At 73.0% G+C, this 17174-nt stretch carries 11 protein-coding genes; 2 read left to right on the forward strand and 9 right to left on the reverse strand.

Translation table 11 applies throughout. The features are described from left to right. Positions 1 to 8: 8 nt before the first annotated feature. From GPA10_RS34900 to GPA10_RS34910, 3 genes are all read right to left on the reverse strand, one after another. The gene (locus GPA10_RS34900) at positions 9 to 1865 is read right to left on the reverse strand and encodes an acetolactate synthase large subunit (protein ID WP_157168951.1); all 1857 of its coding nucleotides are present in this window, start codon (positions 1863 to 1865) and stop codon (positions 9 to 11) included. A gap of 241 nt (positions 1866 to 2106) precedes the next feature. Further along, positions 2107 to 5376 carry a putative bifunctional diguanylate cyclase/phosphodiesterase gene (locus GPA10_RS34905; RefSeq protein WP_425505871.1) on the reverse strand — a complete coding sequence of 1090 codons (3270 nt, stop codon included), beginning with the start codon at positions 5374 to 5376 and terminating at the stop codon, positions 2107 to 2109. Between the two features lie 564 nt (positions 5377 to 5940). After that, a complete protein-coding gene (locus GPA10_RS34910; protein ID WP_157168952.1) occupies positions 5941 to 6891 on the reverse strand; it encodes a 2-hydroxyacid dehydrogenase in 951 nt (316 codons plus the stop codon). A gap of 106 nt (positions 6892 to 6997) precedes the next feature. On the opposite strand from GPA10_RS34910, the gene GPA10_RS34915 reads away from it, so the two are divergent. Then, entirely contained in the window at positions 6998 to 8008 is a 1011-nt protein-coding gene (locus GPA10_RS34915) for an aldo/keto reductase (RefSeq protein ID WP_343041660.1), read from the forward strand. 227 nt (positions 8009 to 8235) lie between these two features. After that, positions 8236 to 9450 carry a PQQ-dependent sugar dehydrogenase gene (locus GPA10_RS34920; RefSeq protein WP_343041661.1) on the forward strand — a complete coding sequence of 405 codons (1215 nt, stop codon included), beginning with the start codon at positions 8236 to 8238 and terminating at the stop codon, positions 9448 to 9450. A gap of 12 nt (positions 9451 to 9462) precedes the next feature. Here GPA10_RS34920 and GPA10_RS43045 read toward each other — a convergent pair whose 3' ends face one another. From GPA10_RS43045 to GPA10_RS34950, 6 genes are all read right to left on the reverse strand, one after another. Continuing rightward, entirely contained in the window at positions 9463 to 9684 is a 222-nt protein-coding gene (locus GPA10_RS43045; protein ID WP_058850802.1) for a DUF6191 domain-containing protein, read from the reverse strand. Positions 9685 to 9861: 177 nt separating this feature from the next. After that, positions 9862 to 13041, reverse strand: a complete 3180-nt coding sequence (locus tag GPA10_RS34930) for a helix-turn-helix transcriptional regulator (protein WP_157168953.1) — start codon at positions 13039 to 13041, stop codon at positions 9862 to 9864. A 101-nt stretch (positions 13042 to 13142) separates the two neighbouring features. After that, on the reverse strand, positions 13143 to 13328 hold the full coding sequence (locus tag GPA10_RS34935; protein ID WP_157168954.1) for a hypothetical protein: 186 nt from the start codon (positions 13326 to 13328) through the stop codon (positions 13143 to 13145). 225 nt (positions 13329 to 13553) lie between these two features. After that, entirely contained in the window at positions 13554 to 14204 is a 651-nt protein-coding gene (locus GPA10_RS34940; protein ID WP_157168955.1) for a hypothetical protein, read from the reverse strand. A gap of 66 nt (positions 14205 to 14270) precedes the next feature. Then, complete coding sequence (locus tag GPA10_RS34945) at positions 14271 to 14864, reverse strand: GNAT family N-acetyltransferase (RefSeq protein ID WP_058850805.1); 594 nt, start codon at positions 14862 to 14864, stop codon at positions 14271 to 14273. Between the two features lie 64 nt (positions 14865 to 14928). Continuing rightward, complete coding sequence (locus GPA10_RS34950) at positions 14929 to 17145, reverse strand: MMPL family transporter (protein WP_343041662.1); 2217 nt, start codon at positions 17143 to 17145, stop codon at positions 14929 to 14931. Positions 17146 to 17174: the final 29 nt, after the last annotated feature.

A 17174-nucleotide genomic window follows, 5' to 3' on the forward strand; every position in this document is an offset into this window, starting at 1 on the left:
CTGGGCTCTCAGTCGTCTTCGTTGTCGCCGAAGTCGGGGCGCACGCCCCGGGCGGCCATGACCTCGTCGTTGGAGGTGCCCGCGGCGACCATCGGCCAGACCTGGGCGTCCTCGTGGACGATGAAGTCGATCACGACGGGGCGGTCGTTGACGGCGTTGGCCTCTTCGATGGCCTTGTCGAGGTCGGCCGGGTCCTCGCAGCGGATCGCGTAACAGCCCATGGCCTCGGACAGCTTCACGAAGTCAGGGACACGGGTGCCCGCGCTCGGCTGCTTGCCGTCCGCGTCCGGGCCGCTGTGCAGCACGGTGTTGGAGTAGCGCTGGTTGTAGAAGAGCGCCTGCCACTGGCGGACCATGCCGAGGGCACCGTTGTTGATGACGGCGACCTTGATCGGGATGTTGTTCAGGGCGCAGGTGGTGAGTTCCTGATTGGTCATCTGGAAGCAGCCGTCGCCGTCGATCGCCCAGACCGTGCGGTCGGGCTGCCCGGCCTTGGCGCCCATGGCCGCGGGGACCGCGTATCCCATGGTCCCGGCGCCGCCGGAGTTGAGCCAGGTGGAGGGCTGCTCGTACTGGATGAAGTGCGCGGCCCACATCTGGTGCTGGCCGACGCCGGCGGCGAAGATCGTTCCCTCCGGCGCCAGTTGGCCGACCCGCTCGATCACCTGCTGGGGCGAGAGCTGGCCGTTGTCCGGGTGGTCGTAGCCGAGCGGGTACGTCTCGCGCCACCGGTTGAGGTCGGCCCACCAAGCGGTGTAGTCGCCCGTGTGACCGGCCGTGTGCTCGGCCTGGATCGCCTGCACGAGATCGGCGATGACCTCGCGGGCGTCACCGACGATCGGGACGTCCGCTGCGCGGTTCTTGCCGATCTCGGCGGGGTCGATGTCGGCGTGCACGATCTTGGCGTACGGGGCGAAGCTGTCCAGCTTGCCGGTGACGCGGTCGTCGAAGCGGGCGCCGAGGGCGACGATCAGGTCGGCCTTCTGGAGCGCGGTGACGGCGGTGACCGCTCCGTGCATGCCCGGCATTCCCACGTGCAGCGGGTGGCTGTCGGGGAACGCGCCGAGCGCCATCAGCGTGGTGGTGACGGGCGCTCCGGTGAGTTCGGCGAGGACCTTCAGCTCGGCGGTGGCCCCGGCCTTGATGACGCCGCCGCCGACATAGAGGACGGGGCGCATGGCCGCGGTGATCAGCTTGGCGGCCTCGCGGATCTGCTTGGCGTGCGGCTTGGTCACCGGGCGGTAGCCGGGCAGCTCCTGCTGGGGCGGCCAGGAGAACGTGGTGCGGGCCTGAAGGGCGTCCTTGGCGATGTCCACCAGCACCGGCCCCGGTCGGCCCGTGGACGCGATGTGGAAGGCCTCCGCGATGGTGCGCGGGATGTCCTCCGCCTTGGTGACCAGGAAGTTGTGCTTGGTGATCGGCATCGTGATGCCGACGATGTCCGCTTCCTGGAAGGCGTCCGTGCCGATCGCCTTGGAGGCCACCTGGCCGGTGATCGCGACGAGCGGGACGGAGTCCATGTGGGCGTCCGCGATGGGCGTGACGAGGTTGGTGGCACCGGGGCCGCTGGTCGCCATGCACACCCCGACCTTGCCGGTGGCCTGCGCGTACCCGGTGGCGGCGTGACCGGCGCCCTGCTCGTGGCGGACCAGGACGTGGCGCACCCGGGTGGAGTCCATCATCGGGTCGTACGCGGGCAGGATCGCACCCCCGGGAATGCCGAACACCGTGTCGGCCCCGACTTCCTCGAGAGAACGGATCAGGGACTGCGCGCCCGTGACGTGCTCGACGGGGGCGGACTGCGGTCCAGAGGATCGGGGCCGCGGCTGCGGATGGGCCCCGGTGGCCTGCTCGGTCATCGGCATTCTCTTCTCGAAGCTGAGGGTCTTTGCGGGGGTGTCGCGGGGTTTTTGCCAGGGTTTGGCAGGTTCCGGTGCAACAAAAAACCCCTCGTGCCGTGAGGCAAGCGAGGGGAGCGCGCCGGGTGCGGTCGCTGGTGATCTCCGGTGTCCGGACCGGGGCGTCCCAGCTTCAGCCGACGCGCTTTCCAAGTACGAGAATTCGGGTGCGCATGGCTCTGACCTTCCCTCCGGCCCGCCACACCTGTCAAGTAGGTGGGACGGGCGTCTCATTATGTGAGCGCGCATAGGACGTGGAACCGGCCGCCGACCCAGCCACGCAGGTGCCCGCGCCACCGAAGGGTGTGGTGGGCCCGACGAACTGCGCCGCCGACTCTCCGTACGCTACCGAGGCCGCCTTGAGGATCGGTGCACCGTCGCGGTAGCCCACACTTTCGGCCATGGCGGCACCCACTCGGACGGCCCCGACGGGGCCGAGCGGAAGGGGATATTCCGCCACCGTCAGAGCGCGCCGCAGCCGGTACTCGTCGAGTGGCCCGGAGAACGCCATGCCCTGCCCGTGGGTGCAGCCCATCCCGCGCAGGGCCGTGACCTGCTCGGGCAGATCGACACCCTCGGCCACCGAAGAGAGGCCGAGGTCGCCCGCGATCCGCAGCAGCCCCGACGTGATCTTGTGCAGACGCGCCGACTCCACCACGCCCTCGACGAGTCCGCGGTCGAGCTTCAGCACGTCGATGGGGAGCCTGCGCAGCGCCCCGATCGCCGCGCAGCCGCTCCCGAAGCCGTCGAGCGCGATCCGGACGCCGAGCCTCCGCAAGGAGGCGAGACGGCGCTCCAGATCGTCGAGGGACACGCTCGGGTCGCTGTCCGCGAGCTCGATGACGAGACCGCCGGAGGGCAGTCCGTGCCGCGTGAGCAGCGCCTCGACGGAGCCGAGCGGCAGCGAGCGGTCCACCAGGCGGCGCGCGCTGACCCGTACGCTGACGGGCACCGCGTGGCCGGTCCTGCCGCGCTCGGCGGCCTGCTTCACGGCCTCCTCGAAGAGCCAGCGGCCCAGCTCGGCGGCGCGGTCGCCGCCGTCCGCGGTGCGCAGGAACTCGGCGGGCGTGAACAGGATGCCCTGGGCCGAGCGCCAGCGGGCCTGGGCCGCGACCGACGTGATCCGGCCGGTCTCCAGGGAGACCACGGGCTGGTGGAGCAGCACGAACTCGCCGTCGGTCAGGGCGCTGCGCAGCCGGGTCGCCAGCTCCGCCTTGCGGGCGACGTCGGCCTGCATCTGGGGCGCGTACAACTCGACGCGGCCCTTGCCCGCGGCCTTCGCGCGGTACATCGCGAGGTCGGCGTTGCGCAGCAGCTCGCCCGCGCCGACGCCCGGTTCGGCGAAGGCGACGCCGATGGACGCGGCCACCCGGACGTCGTTGCCACCGATCTCGTAAGGCTGGGAGAGGCGGATTCTCAGCCGGTCGGCCAGCTCGAAGATGTGCTTCTCGCGCGCGGCCTGGTCCCGGGTGCCGTCGCCGACGATGAGCGCGGCGAACTCGTCACCGCCGAGCCGGGAGGCGGTGTCCGAATTGCGGACCGCCTCCTGGAGGCGCTGCGCGGCCATGATGAGCAGCTCGTCGCCCGCCTGGTGCCCGATCGTGTCGTTCACGGCCTTGAATCCGTCGAGGTCGATGAAGAGGACCGCCGTGCCCCGGTCGGTGACCCTGCGACCGCCGAGAGCGGCGGCGACCCGGCGGGTGAACAGTGCCCGGTTGGGCAGGTCGGTGAGGGGGTCGTGCTCGGCGTTGTGCTGCAACTGCGCCTGGAGGCGCACGCGTTCGGTGACGTCACGGCTGTTGAAGATGAGGCCGCCGTGATGGCGGTTGACCGTGGACTCCACGTTCAGCCAGTCGCCGGTGCCGGACCTGAAGCGGCACTCGATGCGGGTGGTCGGCTCCTCCACCGGGTTGGCGGTGAGGAAGCGCCGCACTTCGTGGACGACGCGGCCGAGGTCCTCCGGATGGATCAGCGTGGCCAGTTCGGAGCCGATGAGCTCGTCGGCCTCGCGGCCGTACACCCCGGCCGCGGCGGGGCTGACGTAGCGCAGGATGCCGCTCGGCGCGGCGATCATGATGACGTCGCTCGACCCCTGCACCAGGGAGCGGAAGTGATTCTCCTTCTGGGCCAGTTCCTGCGTCAGCGTGATGTTGTCGAGCAGCATGATGCCCTGGCGCACGACGAGGGCGAGGACGACCGTGCCGGCCGTGAGCAGCACCACCTCGTCGACGCTGCGGCCGTTGAGGACGTTGTAGAGGATCCCGAGGGTGCAGACCGCTGCGGCCAGGTAGGGCGTGAGGGCGGCGAGCGATCCGGCGATGGGCCGGGTCGTCGCATACCGCCCGCGGCCGTCGCCGCGCTCCGCCGGGCGCTCGCCGGGGCGGTCCCCGGGTCGTTCACCCGGCCGGTCCCCGGCCCGCGCGTCGCGGCCGTCGCGCTCGCGGCCGCGCCCTGCGGGGATTCCCGCGGGCCCGGTGACGGAGACTCCGGCGCGGGCTGCGGCGGGGACGTCGCGGCCCCGCCCGTCCGGGACGTCACGGCCGGGGCCGTCGGCGAGTTCCCTGCCCCGCCCGTCCTGGAGGCGTCCTTGCGCGTACGTCCGGCGTACCGGGCGCGGTGGGCTCTCGCCGCGCGGGGTCGTCGCCCAGGGCGCGTAGGCGAGCAGCAGCGATCCCGCGAACCAGCCCGCGTCGAGAAGCTGCCCCGAGCGGTAGCTGGAGTGCAGCAGCGGCGAGGTGAACAGCGCGTCGCACATCACCGTGAGGGCGAGGGCGCCGATGGCGGTGTTCACGGCGGTGCGGTTGGCCGAGGACCGTTTGAAGTGCAGCGCCAGGACCATGCTGACGAGCACGATGTCCAGGAGCGGATACGCCAGCGACAGGGCCGCGTGCGCGACGCTCGGGCCCTCGAACTGCGCGTTGTGCGCGAGGGCGAGGCTCCACGACAGGGTGAGCAGCGAACCACCGATGAGCCAGGCGTCGAGCCCGAGGCACACCCAGCCGGCCCTGGTGACCGGCCGCTTGGCGAGGACGAGGAGCCCGATGATGGCGGGCGGCGCGAAGCACAGGAAGAACAGGTCCGCGTAGCCCGGACTGGGCACGGGCTGTCCGAGGACGACCTCGTACCAGCCCCAGACGCCGTTGCCGCAGGCCGCCATCGCGGAGGAGAGCGCGAAGAGCAGCCATGCGGGTCGAAAGCGGCTGCGACGGGTGCGGGAGTACCGGAAGCAGGAGACGGCGGCGGTCGCGGCGGCGGCGCTGAGGCCGAAGTCGCCCATGATGAGGGCGAGTCGGTCCGATCCCCAGCCGAGCGCGGATCCGGTGGCGTAACCGCCGCAGACGAGGAGCAGCATGACCTGCGAGAGCAGTCCCGTGCCGCCGCTCGGGGCCGGGCGGCGGGCCATCGGCGCTCCCGACGACGGCAGCGGCGACCTGAGCCCGCCCTCCAGGACGGTCACGGAGACCGACTGCCCGCTCACCGGCCCGCTCCGCTCCGTGCGTGTCCCTCTGCGAAGGCGCCTGCGCGGGCGCGCCGCGGTGCGGGGCCCCGACAGGGCGGGCTCACCGTACGGAAGTCGCTGGTCCGCCGCGCGGTCCTGCGCGGGGACGCACACGGTGAGTGCACCGGCGGCGTGCTCGGGCACGCTCCGTGTCCGGGCGCTCGGCCACGGCCCGGCGGGCGCGGGCTCGACGGACGCGTGTCCTGTCGGCCGGACCTGCACAGGGAGTGACGGCGCCGGACACCTGGTCGGTGTCTGCGGGTCGGTGTGCGCGAGAGTCGTCGGCGGTCGTCCCGCCGCGTCGGATCGTTCGCCCATAGGCCGTGCATCGCCCGTCGCCCCCCTACGCAGTTCTGTTGCTCAATCCCCAGCGCCGGGCGATGTCCGGCGCAGCCCCTTGCCGGGGACGATACACCAGTCTCGTCACTCAGGGACAGGGCTGCTCTACTCTGCGTGACTGTCGGCGTCAATACAGACACGCGGCGCACGCGGGCGGCTGCGGAGCGTACGGGAACGGGTCCCCACCGTTTCCGCGCCCCTGTGTCACGACGTGGTCAGAACGACGTTGGCAAGGGGTTCTCCGGCTGCGTACCGGTTCACCTGAGCGGCCAGGAGACGCCTGGTCCGCGGGGCGAAAGCCGAGGTGGGGCCGCCCACGTGCGGACTGATCAGAACGCCGGGCGCCTGCCACAGCGGATGCCCCGGAGGCAGCGGTTCCGGGTCGGTCACGTCGAGGGCGGCGGTGATGCGGCCGGTCTCCAGTTCGGCGAGGAGCGCCTTGGTGTCGACCACCGGACCGCGCGCCACGTTGACAAGAAGTGCGCCGTCCTTCATATGGCCCAGGAAATCGGCGTTGACCAGGCCACGAGTCGCTTCGGTGAGGGGCGTGGACAGGATGACGACGTCGCTTTCGGACAGCAGTCGAGGCAACTCGGCGAGCGGGTGCACCAGACCGCGCTCCGTTGTGCGCCCGGAGCGCGCGACGCGCGCCACCCGCGCGCACTCAAATCCCGCGAGCCGGTCCTCGATCGCCGACCCGATCGCTCCGTAGCCCACGATGAGAACGGACTTGTCGGCGAGCGCGGGATAGAACCCCTGCCGCCACTCCTGTACCCGCTGCCCCTCCACGAAGCGCGGAATGCCCCGCAGGGAGGCGAGGGTCAGCGTCAGCGCCAGCTCGGCGGTGCTGGCCTCGTGCACCCCGCGGGCGTTGCACAGGCGCACTCCCGGGGCGAGCCCCTCCACGGCGGCGAGGACGTGGTCGACGCCCGCCGTCTGCGTCTGTACCACGCGCAGCGACGTCATCCTGGGCAGCGGGCGTACGCAGATCTCGGGATCGATCATGTACGGAACGCCGTAGAAGACACAGTCGGCGGGGTCGGCGGGGTACTCCTCGCTGCCGTTCCAGAATCGGTAGGTGAGACCCGATGCGGAGGCGTCGGGCAGTCCCTGGAGGTCGGATGCTTCCCATGGCAGCCATACGTCTGTCGTCATGCTCAGGAGGCTAGTGCGCACAGGCCGCACGCGGCCCGGGGGAACGCAGAGGTTACGTTGGGGGCCGCCCGGACGAAGATCACCGGACAGGGGAGGGTACGGCCAGGTGGAGCGCAGGACGATCGGCGCCGGGGCGCTCGGGGTGGGCGCCGTCGGACTCGGCTGCATGCCGATGAACTGGGCGTACAGCGGCTCGCGGCAGCACGGCGAGCACTCGCTGCGGACCGTGCACGCGGCGCTCGACGCCGGCTCCTCGCTCCTGGACACGGCGGACATGTACGGGCCCTTCACCAATGAGCTGCTGCTCGGCCGCGTCCTCAAGGAGCGCCGCGCGGAGGCCTTCGTGTCGACGAAGTGCGGGCTGCTCGTCGGGGATCAGCACATCGTCGCCAACGGCCGCCCCGGCTATGTGAAACGCGCCTGCCACGCCTCGCTGCGACGCCTTCAGACCGACACCATCGACCTCTATCAACTGCACCGCGCCGACCCCGAGGTGCCCGTCGAGGAGACGTGGGGCGCGATGGCCGAGCTGGTGACGGCCGGGAAGGTGCGGGCGCTCGGGATGTGCGCGGTGGGGGCGCGGGCGGGCCGCAGGGCCGGGCAGCGCGCGGGGGCGCGCACCGGTCTCTACGACGCCACGATCCGGCAGTTGGAACGCGTCCAGCAGGTCTTCCCGGTGACGGCGGTGCAGGCCGAGCTGTCGGTGTGGTCGCCGGAGGCGCTGGAGTCGCTGCTGCCGTGGTGCGCAGCGCGCGGCGTGGGGCTGCTCGCCGCGATGCCGCTGGGGAACGGTTTCCTCACGGGCACGCTGACGCCGGGGCAGGGCTTCGAGCCGGACGATCTGCGGGCCAGGCACCCCCGGTTCACCGCCGAGATGATGGCCGCCAACCAGCCGCTCGTGGTGGGCCTGCGCCGGGTGGCCGAACGGCACGGCGCGACGCCCGCGCAGGTGGCGCTCGCGTGGGTGCTCGGGCAGGGGCCGCAGGTGGTGCCGGTGCCCGGTGCCAAGCGGGACCGGTGGGCGCGGGAGAACGCGGAGGCCGCGGGGCTGCGCCTCACGGCCGGGGACTGGGCGGAACTGGCGGCGCTGCCGCCCGCGCAGGGGTCGTGGGACTGAGGCCGTGGCAGCGTCGCCGCGGGCCCGGCCGCGCGAGGCGCGGACCGCGTCGCCGTGGGCCCGGCCGCGCGAGGCGCGGACCGCGTCTCCGTGGGCCCGGCCGCGCGGGGCGGGCGCGGACCGGAAGCGGAACGCAAGCGGAACGCCACGGGGGTGCGGTGGTGGGAACCTGAGGGGAGGCTGCGGTGTATGAACAGGAGAAGTGCCGCGCCGAAGGGATCCCGACCGTGCTGAGTACCGTCCTTATCCACCGTGCCCGCCGTTCACGACGTGCCGCCCTCACCGCCGTGTTGACGACCGCCGCGCTCCTCGCGGCCGGATGCTCCTCCGACGACGACGGCGACGGCCCCTGGAGCGGCAAGAGCGCGGAGTCCGGCCCCGCCGAGTCCGGAGCCTCCCCTTCGGGCGACGGCCCGGGAGACGGCGCCGACGCGCCGCCGGAGAAGGGCTCCGCCGAGGTCACCAAGACGCTCGCCACGGACCTGAAGTCCCCCTGGGGCCTGGCCCCGCTGCCCGGCGGCGACCTCCTGGTGTCCTCGCGCGACGAGGGCACGATCACCCGGATCGACGGGAGCACCGGCAAGAAGACGAAGGTCGGCTCGGTCCCCGGGGTCGCGGCCGCGGGCGAGGGCGGCCTGATGGGCCTCGCGCTCTCCCCCACGTACGCCTCCGACCACCAGCTGTACGCGTACTTCACCACCGAGTCCGACAACCGCGTCGCCCGCATGCTGTACGACGAGAAGAAGCCCTCCGGCCAGCAACTCGGCGCGCCCGACACGGTGTTCAAGGGCATCCCCAAGGGCATGATCCACAACGGCGGCCGGATCGCCTTCGGCCCGGACAAGATGCTGTACGCGGGCACGGGCGAGACCGGCGAGACGGACCTCGCCCAGGACAAGAAGTCCCTCGGCGGCAAGATCCTCCGCCTGACCCCGGACGGCGAACCCGCCCCCGGCAACCCCTTCGGCGACTCCCCCGTGTACTCGTACGGCCACCGCAACGTCCAGGGCCTGGACTGGAGCGAGGACAAGCGCCTGTGGGCCGCGGAGTTCGGCCAGGACACCTGGGACGAGCTGAACGAGATCAAGGCCGGGGACAACTACGGCTGGCCGGAGGTCGAGGGCAAGGGCGACGGCGACTCGGGGGAGTTCCACTCCCCCGTCGCCCAGTGGAAGACGTCCGAGGCCTCCCCGAGCGGCATCGCCTACGCGCGGGGCTCGGTCTGGATGGCGGGCCTGCGGGGGCAGCGGCTCTGGCGCATCCCGGTCCGCGGGGTGAGCGGCGAGCCGGGGACGGAGGCCTTCCTCACCGAGAAGCACGGCAGGCTGCGTACGGTGGTCGCCGCGGGCGGCGACAAGCTGTGGCTGGTCACGAGCGAGACGGATTCCCGGGGGACGCCGGAGAAGGGCGACGACAAGATCTTGGAGGTCCGGGTGAAGTAGTGCGCCTCGGGTCTAGGCGCCGTCTTCTTCTGGACCGTGGTCCGGGACGCCCTCCGGGTCCCGCGGGGTGCTCTGCCGGGGTACGCGGACGACGACGGTGCCGGAGCTGAGGTCGATCGGGCCGCGGCCCGGGTCGCCGTCGTCCACGTCGACCCGGGACAGTTCCAGGCGTTTGTTCTCGTCGTCCGTGTGTTTGCGCCCCGGCGCGAAGAGCTGCTCGAACACGTTGAACACTGCGCCTCCTGGGCCGGACGGTGATCCTGCCCTTCCCAGCGTAAGCGAGCCGTGCCCCGTAAGGGGCGCGGGGAACGGCGCGGCCGGCCACAGAGAAGCCGCAGACGCGTCTGCGTGCCCGCTCGGCAGACACGTCTGCGGCTTTTCGCGCGCTGAGCGCGCAGCTCCCCGCGCCCCTTACGGGGCGTCGAACAAGTGGAGGCGGTGTGCGAGAGCCGCCGCCTCCCCTCGGCCGGCCACGCCGAGTTTGCCCAGGATGTTGGAGACGTGCACGCTCGCGGTCTTCGGGGAGATGAAGAGCTCCTCGGCGATCTGCCGGTTGGTGCGGCCCACGCTGACCAGGCGCAGAACGTCCCGCTCGCGGGAGGTCAGGCCGAGGGCCTCGGCGGAGCCGGCGGGGGCGGGCGGCGGCGTGCCGGTGAGAGAGAGCCGGGCGCGCCGGGCGAGGCGGGCGACGGCGTCGGCGAGGGGCCGGGCCCCCAAGTGCTCGGCGACGGCACCGGCCTGCCGGAGCAGTTCGGCGGCCCGGTCACGCTCGGCGTCGCCCCCACCGGACGCGGAGCCCGGCACTGAGCCCGCAGCGGAGCCCGCAGCCGGGCCCGCGGAGCCGGACGCGCCCACCCCGGAAGCCGACGCGGAGCCGGACGCGCCCGCCCCGGCACCCGCGGTGGCGCCCACGCCAGAAGCGAGCAGCGACTCGGCGAGCCTGTGGCGCACCCGGGCGAGGTCGTAGGGCCGCTCGATGCCGCCGGTGGCGGTGAGGACCGCGAGCCAGTCGTCGGGGGTGGCGCGGCCCTCGGCGCGCAGCAGTTCGGCGCGGACCCAGAGCTCGTACGCCTGCCAGACCGGGACCCTCGCGGGCAGCGACTTCGCGGTGGTGCGGATGAGGTCCAGGGTGTCGGCGCGGCCGGGCTCGGCGACGGCCAGGCCGCGGGCGTCGGCCTCGGCGGTGGCGGCGGCGAGCAGCAGCGGCCAGCCGTAGCGCTGGGTGCCGGGCGGGAAGCCCTCGGCGACTGCCCTGGCGAGTTCGGCGCGGGCGTCGAGGATGCGGCCCTCGCCCGCGGCGACGCCGATGGCGACGCGGCGCAGCGGCAGCACGTTCTGCGGCAGCGGGTCGTGGGTGCCGAAGTGCTTGCGGGACTCGGCGAGCCGCCCGCCCGCTTCGGCGATGTCACCGCGGGCGAGCGCCAGATGGGCCAGGCGCAGACAGGCACCGCCGCGCGGCTTAGCGCTCAGTCCGGCGCGGCGGGCCGACTCGGCGGCCTCCTGCCAGCGGCCGAGCGCGTAGAGCGACTCGGCGTGGTTGGACCACATCCAGGGCTCGGACTCCAGGAGTCCGTACCGCTGGGCGAGCCGGATGCCCTCGTCCAGGAGTTCGACGGCCTCGCGGGAGCGCCCCGCGCCTTCGAGGACGGAGGGCAGGTTGATGAAGGTGCGGCCGATCTGCCCGACGCTGCCGCTCGCGACGACCTGTTCCCGTACGTCGAACAGCTCGGCGAAGCCGGACGCGGTGTCGCCCGCGTCGACCATCAGGCCGCCGAGCGTGAGGCGCGCGGTCAGTTCGATGTCGCGGGCGCCGACCATGCGCGCGTACTCCACGGCCTGTTCGGCGGCGGCGAAGGCGTCGGGACCCGGCTCGTGGAGCATCGACCAGCCGGCGACCATGGCGAGCACCTCGGCGTGCACGACCGACGGCGGCAGGCCCCGCACCAGGTCCTGGGCGGTGGCGAGTTCCTTCCAGCCGTCGCCGCGGGCGAGGCTCTGCACGAGCCGGGAGCGCTGCACCCAGAACCAGGCGGCGCGCAGCGCGTCCGGCTCGTCGGTGTCGTCGTCCAGAAGCCGCAGGGCCCGCTTGGTGATCTTCAGGGCGCGTTCGCGCTCACCGCAGAGACGACCGGCGACGGCGGCCTCCGCCATCAGGTCCAGATAGCGCAGCGAGGTGGTCTCGGGGTCGCAGCCGCAGGGCGGATAGACCTCGGTGTAGTCGACGGGGCGCAGCCGGACGCGGACGTCGTCGGGGGCGCCGTCCCAGATCTCCATGGCGCGTTCCAGGAGCCGCAGCTGTTCGGCGTAGGCGTGCCTGCGGCGGGCCTCGACGGAGGCGTCGAGGACGGCGGGCAGGGCCTTCGCGGCGTCGTGGGCGTGGTACCAGTAGCCGGCGAGGCGGGTGGTGCGCTGGTCGGGGGCGACGAGCGCGGGGTCGGCCTCCAGGGCGGTGGCGAAGCGGCGGTTGATGCGGGAGCGCTCGCCGGGCAGCAGATCGTCGCCGACGGCCTCGCGGACCAGCGAGTGCCGGAAGCGGTATCCGCCGTTGTCGCGCGAGGGGATCAGGATGTTGGCGCCGACGGCGTCCCGCAGGGCGTCGAGCAGGTCGTCCTCGCTGAGCTGCGCGACCTCGGCGAGCAGGTCGTACTCGACGGTCGAGCCGCCCTCGGCGACCATCCGCGCCACCCGCTGGGCGTTCTCGGGCAGTTCCTCCACGCGTACGAGGAGCAGGTCGCGCAGCGAGTCGGTGAGGCCCGCGCAGCTGCCGCCGTGCGAGGCGACGGCGAGTTCCTCGACGAAGAAGGCGTTGCCGTCGGAGCGTTCGAAGATGTCGTCGACCAGGGCCGGGGCGGGCTCGGCCGCGAGGATCCCGGCCATCTGGCGGCCGACCTCGTCCCGGTTGAACCGGCTCACCTCGACGCGCCGGACGGTGCGCAGACGGTCGAGTTCGGCGAGCAGGGGGCGCAGCGGATGGCGGCGGTGGATGTCGTCGGAGCGGTAGGTGGCGAGGACGACGAGGCGGCCGCGGCGCAGCGTGCGGAAGAGGTACGACAGGAGGTGGCGGGTGGAGGCGTCGGCCCAGTGCAGGTCCTCGATGGCGAGGACGACGGTGTGTTCGGCGGCCGTCGCCTCCAGGAGGCGGGCGGTCAGCTCGAAGAGGCGGGCCATGGCCTCCTCGCCGTTCCTGCCGCCGGTGCCGGGGCGCGGCACCGCGTCGCACAGCTCGGGAAGGAGCCGGGCGAGCTCCTCCTCCTGGCCGGACGCGGCGGCGGCGAACTGCTCCGGCAGCTTCTGGCGGAGGGTGCGCAGGGCCGTCGAGAACGGGGCGAAGGGGAGCCCGTCAGCGCCGATCTCGACGCAGCCGCCGACGGCGACGACCGCGCCGCGCACGCAGGCCCCGGCGGCGAACTCCTCCAGGAGGCGGGTCTTGCCGACGCCCGCCTCCCCGCCGATCAGCAGCGCCTGGGGCTCGCCCGCCGGGCCCGCGGTGGGGGCCTCGGCGCGGGCGAGCGCGTCGTCGAGTGCGCCCAGTTCGCCGGCTCGGCCGACGAACACCGGGCTGACGGACCTGGTTTCCACGGTCGTGAGCATGGCACAGACCTGGGACTTCACGGCAGCGCGTTTCCCGGTGGGCGAAACCGGGGGCTCTGGTTCCGCCCCCGGCCGCGCTCCTGACGACACCCCCGTGGTCGTCATGCGGCGCGCGTGAAGCGGTCCGTGGCCCTCGTCGCGCTCACCCGCCTCTCGGCTTCGTGGCTGCCGTTGCGGCCACCGCGGCGGGCCCGCTTGGCCTCCCGTACGAGGCGGTCGTGCTGGGCCTGCCGTGCCAGCTCGGCGGTGCGGATTCCGTGCAGTTCGTACGCAAACGTCTCGTTCATGGCGTTCCCCTGGGTTCTCGGTGGAGTGTTCCGTGATCGCTTGCTGCGATGGGTCCACTGTCGTCCGTGAGGGGGGTGCGCCACATCGGGAGCCTGCCGCATCTTGGGGCGGGCGGGGGCCTTAGGGGTGCGCCGGCACGGCCTTAGGCCCCGGCCTCAGGGTCTGAGGTGCCGGGGCCGGGGGGCCTGAGGAGGGCCTCAAGGACGAGGAGAGGCCCTGTGGGGTCAACTCGTCGACGGCAGCCCGAGCAGCAGGTCCGTGTACTTGGCGATCGCCAGGACGAGTCCGATCACGCCCAGCGCGACGCCGCCCCACGCCACCGACTTGATCCACGGCGCCTGTACCCGCTCCGGGTCGCCGAACGCGGGCCGCAGCAGCACGCCGACGCCGACCACCAGGGCCGCGAGCGCGAAGAACCCGCCGATCAGCGCGGTCGTCCTCCAGGAGTCGCCGTACACCTGCTGGACCTGGTCGGCCACGCTCGCGCTCCGCGAGGTCTTGAGCTGGCCGATGAGCGACTCGCGCGCGGAGGCGACGGTGCCGAGCCAGCCGCCGGAGAGGCCGACGACGCCGAGGGCCGCGGCGACGACGGCACCGGCGCCCTGGCCGACCCCGGCGGACGCCGCCGCGGGCTCGCCGACCGCGCCTTCGGCCGCGCTGTCCGCGTCGTCGGGCTCGTCGTCGGACTCGTCGTACGCTGCTTCGCCCGCCGCGCCGCCCTCGGCGTCGGCGTCGGCGGTACTCCGGGTTTGCTCGCCGCTCTTGGTGACCTCGGCGCCCTGCGGGCCCCCGGGGCCCTCGACGTCGGCCCCGGGGGCGCCTTCGGCGCCGGCCGCGGAAGTGTCCACGGTCTCGTCAACTGCCTTGGTTCCCATGCCCCGCACCGTACGGACGGAGTCTGAGAGCTCCCTTACCGCGACCGGCCCATTCTGAGAGCCGCCTTAACTCGGTCCGTCGGCGGTCCCGGCGTCCGCCGCCCGCCGGGCGTCGCGGGCCGCGCGCCACTCCGGCGCGAGGACCGACCACACCTCCATGTCGTGCCGGATCCCCTGCCAGGGGAAGCTCTCCCGCAGCACCCCGTCCCGCACGAAGCCGAGCCGCTTCGCCAGGTTCTTGCTGCGTTCGTTGCGCGAGGACACCAGCCACTCCACGCGGTGCATGCCGCGCCGGTCGACTGCCCAGTCGACGATGACGCGCGTGGCGTTGGTGATCAGGCCGCGGCCCGCGGCGGACGGTTCGAGCCACACACCGACCTCGCACGAGTCGGTGGCGGTGTCGAAGATCCGGAAGAGGACGCCGCCCACCAGGGTCCCGTCGAGCCAGATCCCGTAGAACCGCCCGGTGTCGGCGGCCTGCCGCTCGGCGAAGTGCTGGAGGTGGGCCCGTGCCGACTCCACGTCCGTGACCTTCACCGTGAACGGGACCCAGGGCCCCGCGTACTCCCGCGCCCGCTCCACATGGGCCAGGAGCTCCTCGGCCTGCCAGGGTTCGAGGGGCCGCAGCTCGGCCCCTTCGCCCACGGATATCGCGAACATCCCCGCTCCTCACACGTTCCGGCACGCCCGCGCGCCCTACCGCGCGCTCCCGTGCCGCTCGATGTCACATCGGCAGGCGCGAACGTTCGTCCTGCCGATCGCGCCGCCCGGGGATCCTCGCACGATGCCGGGGCTCGGGCACCTCAATACTGATGCGCGGCAGCCAGCGGTCCAGGCGGGCGGGCAGCCACCAGTTGGCGCCGCCGAGCAGGTGCATCAGCGCCGGGACCAGGAGCGTGCGAAGGACGAAGGCGTCGAGGGCGACGGCCGCCGCGAGGGCGATGCCGAACATCGCGATCACGCGGTCCCCGCTGAGCACGAACGCCAGGAAGACCGAGATCATGATGACGGCCGCGGAGTTGATGACGCGGCTGGTCTCGGCGAGGCCCACCCGGACCGCGACGCGGTTGTCGCCGGTCTCCAGCCACTCCTCGTACATCCGGCTGACCAGGAACACCTGGTAATCCATGGACAGGCCGAAGAGGACCGACACCATGATCACGGGAAGGAAGGGCTCGATCGGACCCGCCCGGCCGAGCCCGAGGAGTTCGCTCCCCCAGCCCCACTGGAACACCGCCACGACCACCCCGAACGACGCGGCGACGGCCGCCACGTTCATCACGGCGGCCTTGAGCGGGATGCCGACCGAGCGGAACGCGAGCAGCAGCAGGACGCAGCCGAGGCCGATGACGACACCGACGAACAGCGGCAGCTTGCCGACGATGATCTCCGCGAAGTCGTCGTAGCCCGCGGTCACGCCGCCCACGTGCACGTCGAGGGAGGTGCCGGTCCCGGCGCGGGGCAGCACGTCGGAGCGCAGCCGGTCGACGAGGTCGCTGGTGCGCTGCGACTGCGGGGCGGAGTCGGGCACGACGGTGAGGAAGGCCGCGCCGTCGCCGTAGGTCACGGGGCTCACGGAGTCGACGCCGGGGGTGGCCCTCAGGGTGGCGCCGAGGTTGTCGAGGGCGAGGCGGTCCGCGGCGCCGTGGATCTCGGTGACGAGGGTGAGGGGGCCGTTCACGCCGGGGCCGAAGCCGTCGGCGAGGAGGTCGTAGGCCTGCCGGGTGGTGGCGGTGGACGCGTTGTTGCCCTGGTCGGAGGTGCCGAGGTGCAGAGAGAGGGTGGGCACGGCGAGCAGGGCGATCACGGCGACGGCGACGCCGCCGAGCGCCTTCGGGTGCCGTTCCACGAACGCCGACCAGCGGGCCGCGAGCCCGGTCGGCACCTCCGGGAGAGGACCGCGCTCGGCGAGTCTGCGCCGCTCGCGGCGGCTGAGGGCGCGCGGGCCGATGAGGGACAGCAGCGCCGGGAGCAGCGTCACGGACGCGGCGACGGTGAGGATCACGGTGAGGGACGCCGCGATGGCGACGCCGTTGAGGAAGCTGAGACGCAGGATCAGCATGCCGAGCAGGGCGATGCAGACGGTGGCGCCCGCGAAGACCACGGCCCGGCCGGTGGTGGCGACGGCTTGTTCGGCGGCCTCGGCCACCGGCAGGCCGCGTTTGAGGCCCTTGCGGTGCCGGGTCACTATGAACAGCGCGTAGTCGATGCCGACGCCGAGCCCGATGAGGGTGCCGAGCATCGGGGCGAAGTCCGCGACCGTCATGACGTGCCCGAGCAGCACGATGCCCGCGTACGCCGTGCCGACGGAGACGACCGCCGTCGCGATGGGCAGGAGCGAGGCGGCCAGGGAGCCGAAGGCCAGGAAGAGGACGACCGCGGCGACGGCCACCCCGACGATCTCTGCGGTCTTGGCGCTCTTGGACTCGGTGAGGCCGATCGCGCCGCCGCCCAGCTCCACGTCGAGGCCGTCGGCCGCGGCGGCCTTCGCGGTGGCGACGAGGGCCTCGGCCTGCGCGGGGTCGACCGAGTCGAGCTGCTCGCGGAAGGTGACGGTGGCGTAGGCGGTGCGGCCGTCCGCGCTGATCCGGGCGGCGCTCCCGCTGCCGCCGTCCGTGTAGGGGCCGGCCACGGAGGCGATCCCGGGCAGCTCCGCGATCCGGTCGAGGGTCTCGGTCATGGTCTGCTCGACGGCCGCGGCGCGCACCGTCTGGTCGGCGCCGGTGTGCCAGACGACGAAATCGCCGTCCCCGCCGAGGTCGGGAAAGCCCTCGGCGAGCAGCCGGGACGCGCGGTCGGACTCCGTACCCGGGACTTCGTAGTCGTTGGAGTAGGCGGAGCCGACCGCGGCGGCCGCGGCGGCGGTGGAGCCGAGGGCCAGGAGCCAGAGCAGGACGGCGACAAGGCGGTGCCGTACGCACCACCGGGCTAGTGCTGCCACGGACTGGCTCCCTGGGTGATTCGCGGATC

This window comes from Streptomyces typhae (assembly GCF_009755605.1).
In the GTDB taxonomy this organism is placed as follows: domain Bacteria; phylum Actinomycetota; class Actinomycetes; order Streptomycetales; family Streptomycetaceae; genus Streptomyces; species Streptomyces typhae.

Coding starts and splice junctions, on each gene's coding strand:
- GPA10_RS34935 (WP_157168954.1), bottom strand. CDS start 13,328: ATGAACGAGACGTTTGCGTACGAACTGCACGGAATCCGCACCGCCGAG.
- GPA10_RS34945 (WP_058850805.1), bottom strand. CDS start 14,864: ATGTTCGCGATATCCGTGGGCGAAGGGGCCGAGCTGCGGCCCCTCGAA.
- GPA10_RS34900 (WP_157168951.1), bottom strand. CDS start 1,865: ATGCCGATGACCGAGCAGGCCACCGGGGCCCATCCGCAGCCGCGGCCC.
- GPA10_RS34910 (WP_157168952.1), bottom strand. CDS start 6,891: ATGACGACAGACGTATGGCTGCCATGGGAAGCATCCGACCTCCAGGGA.
- GPA10_RS34930 (WP_157168953.1), bottom strand. CDS start 13,041: ATGCTCACGACCGTGGAAACCAGGTCCGTCAGCCCGGTGTTCGTCGGC.
- GPA10_RS34940 (WP_157168955.1), bottom strand. CDS start 14,204: ATGGGAACCAAGGCAGTTGACGAGACCGTGGACACTTCCGCGGCCGGC.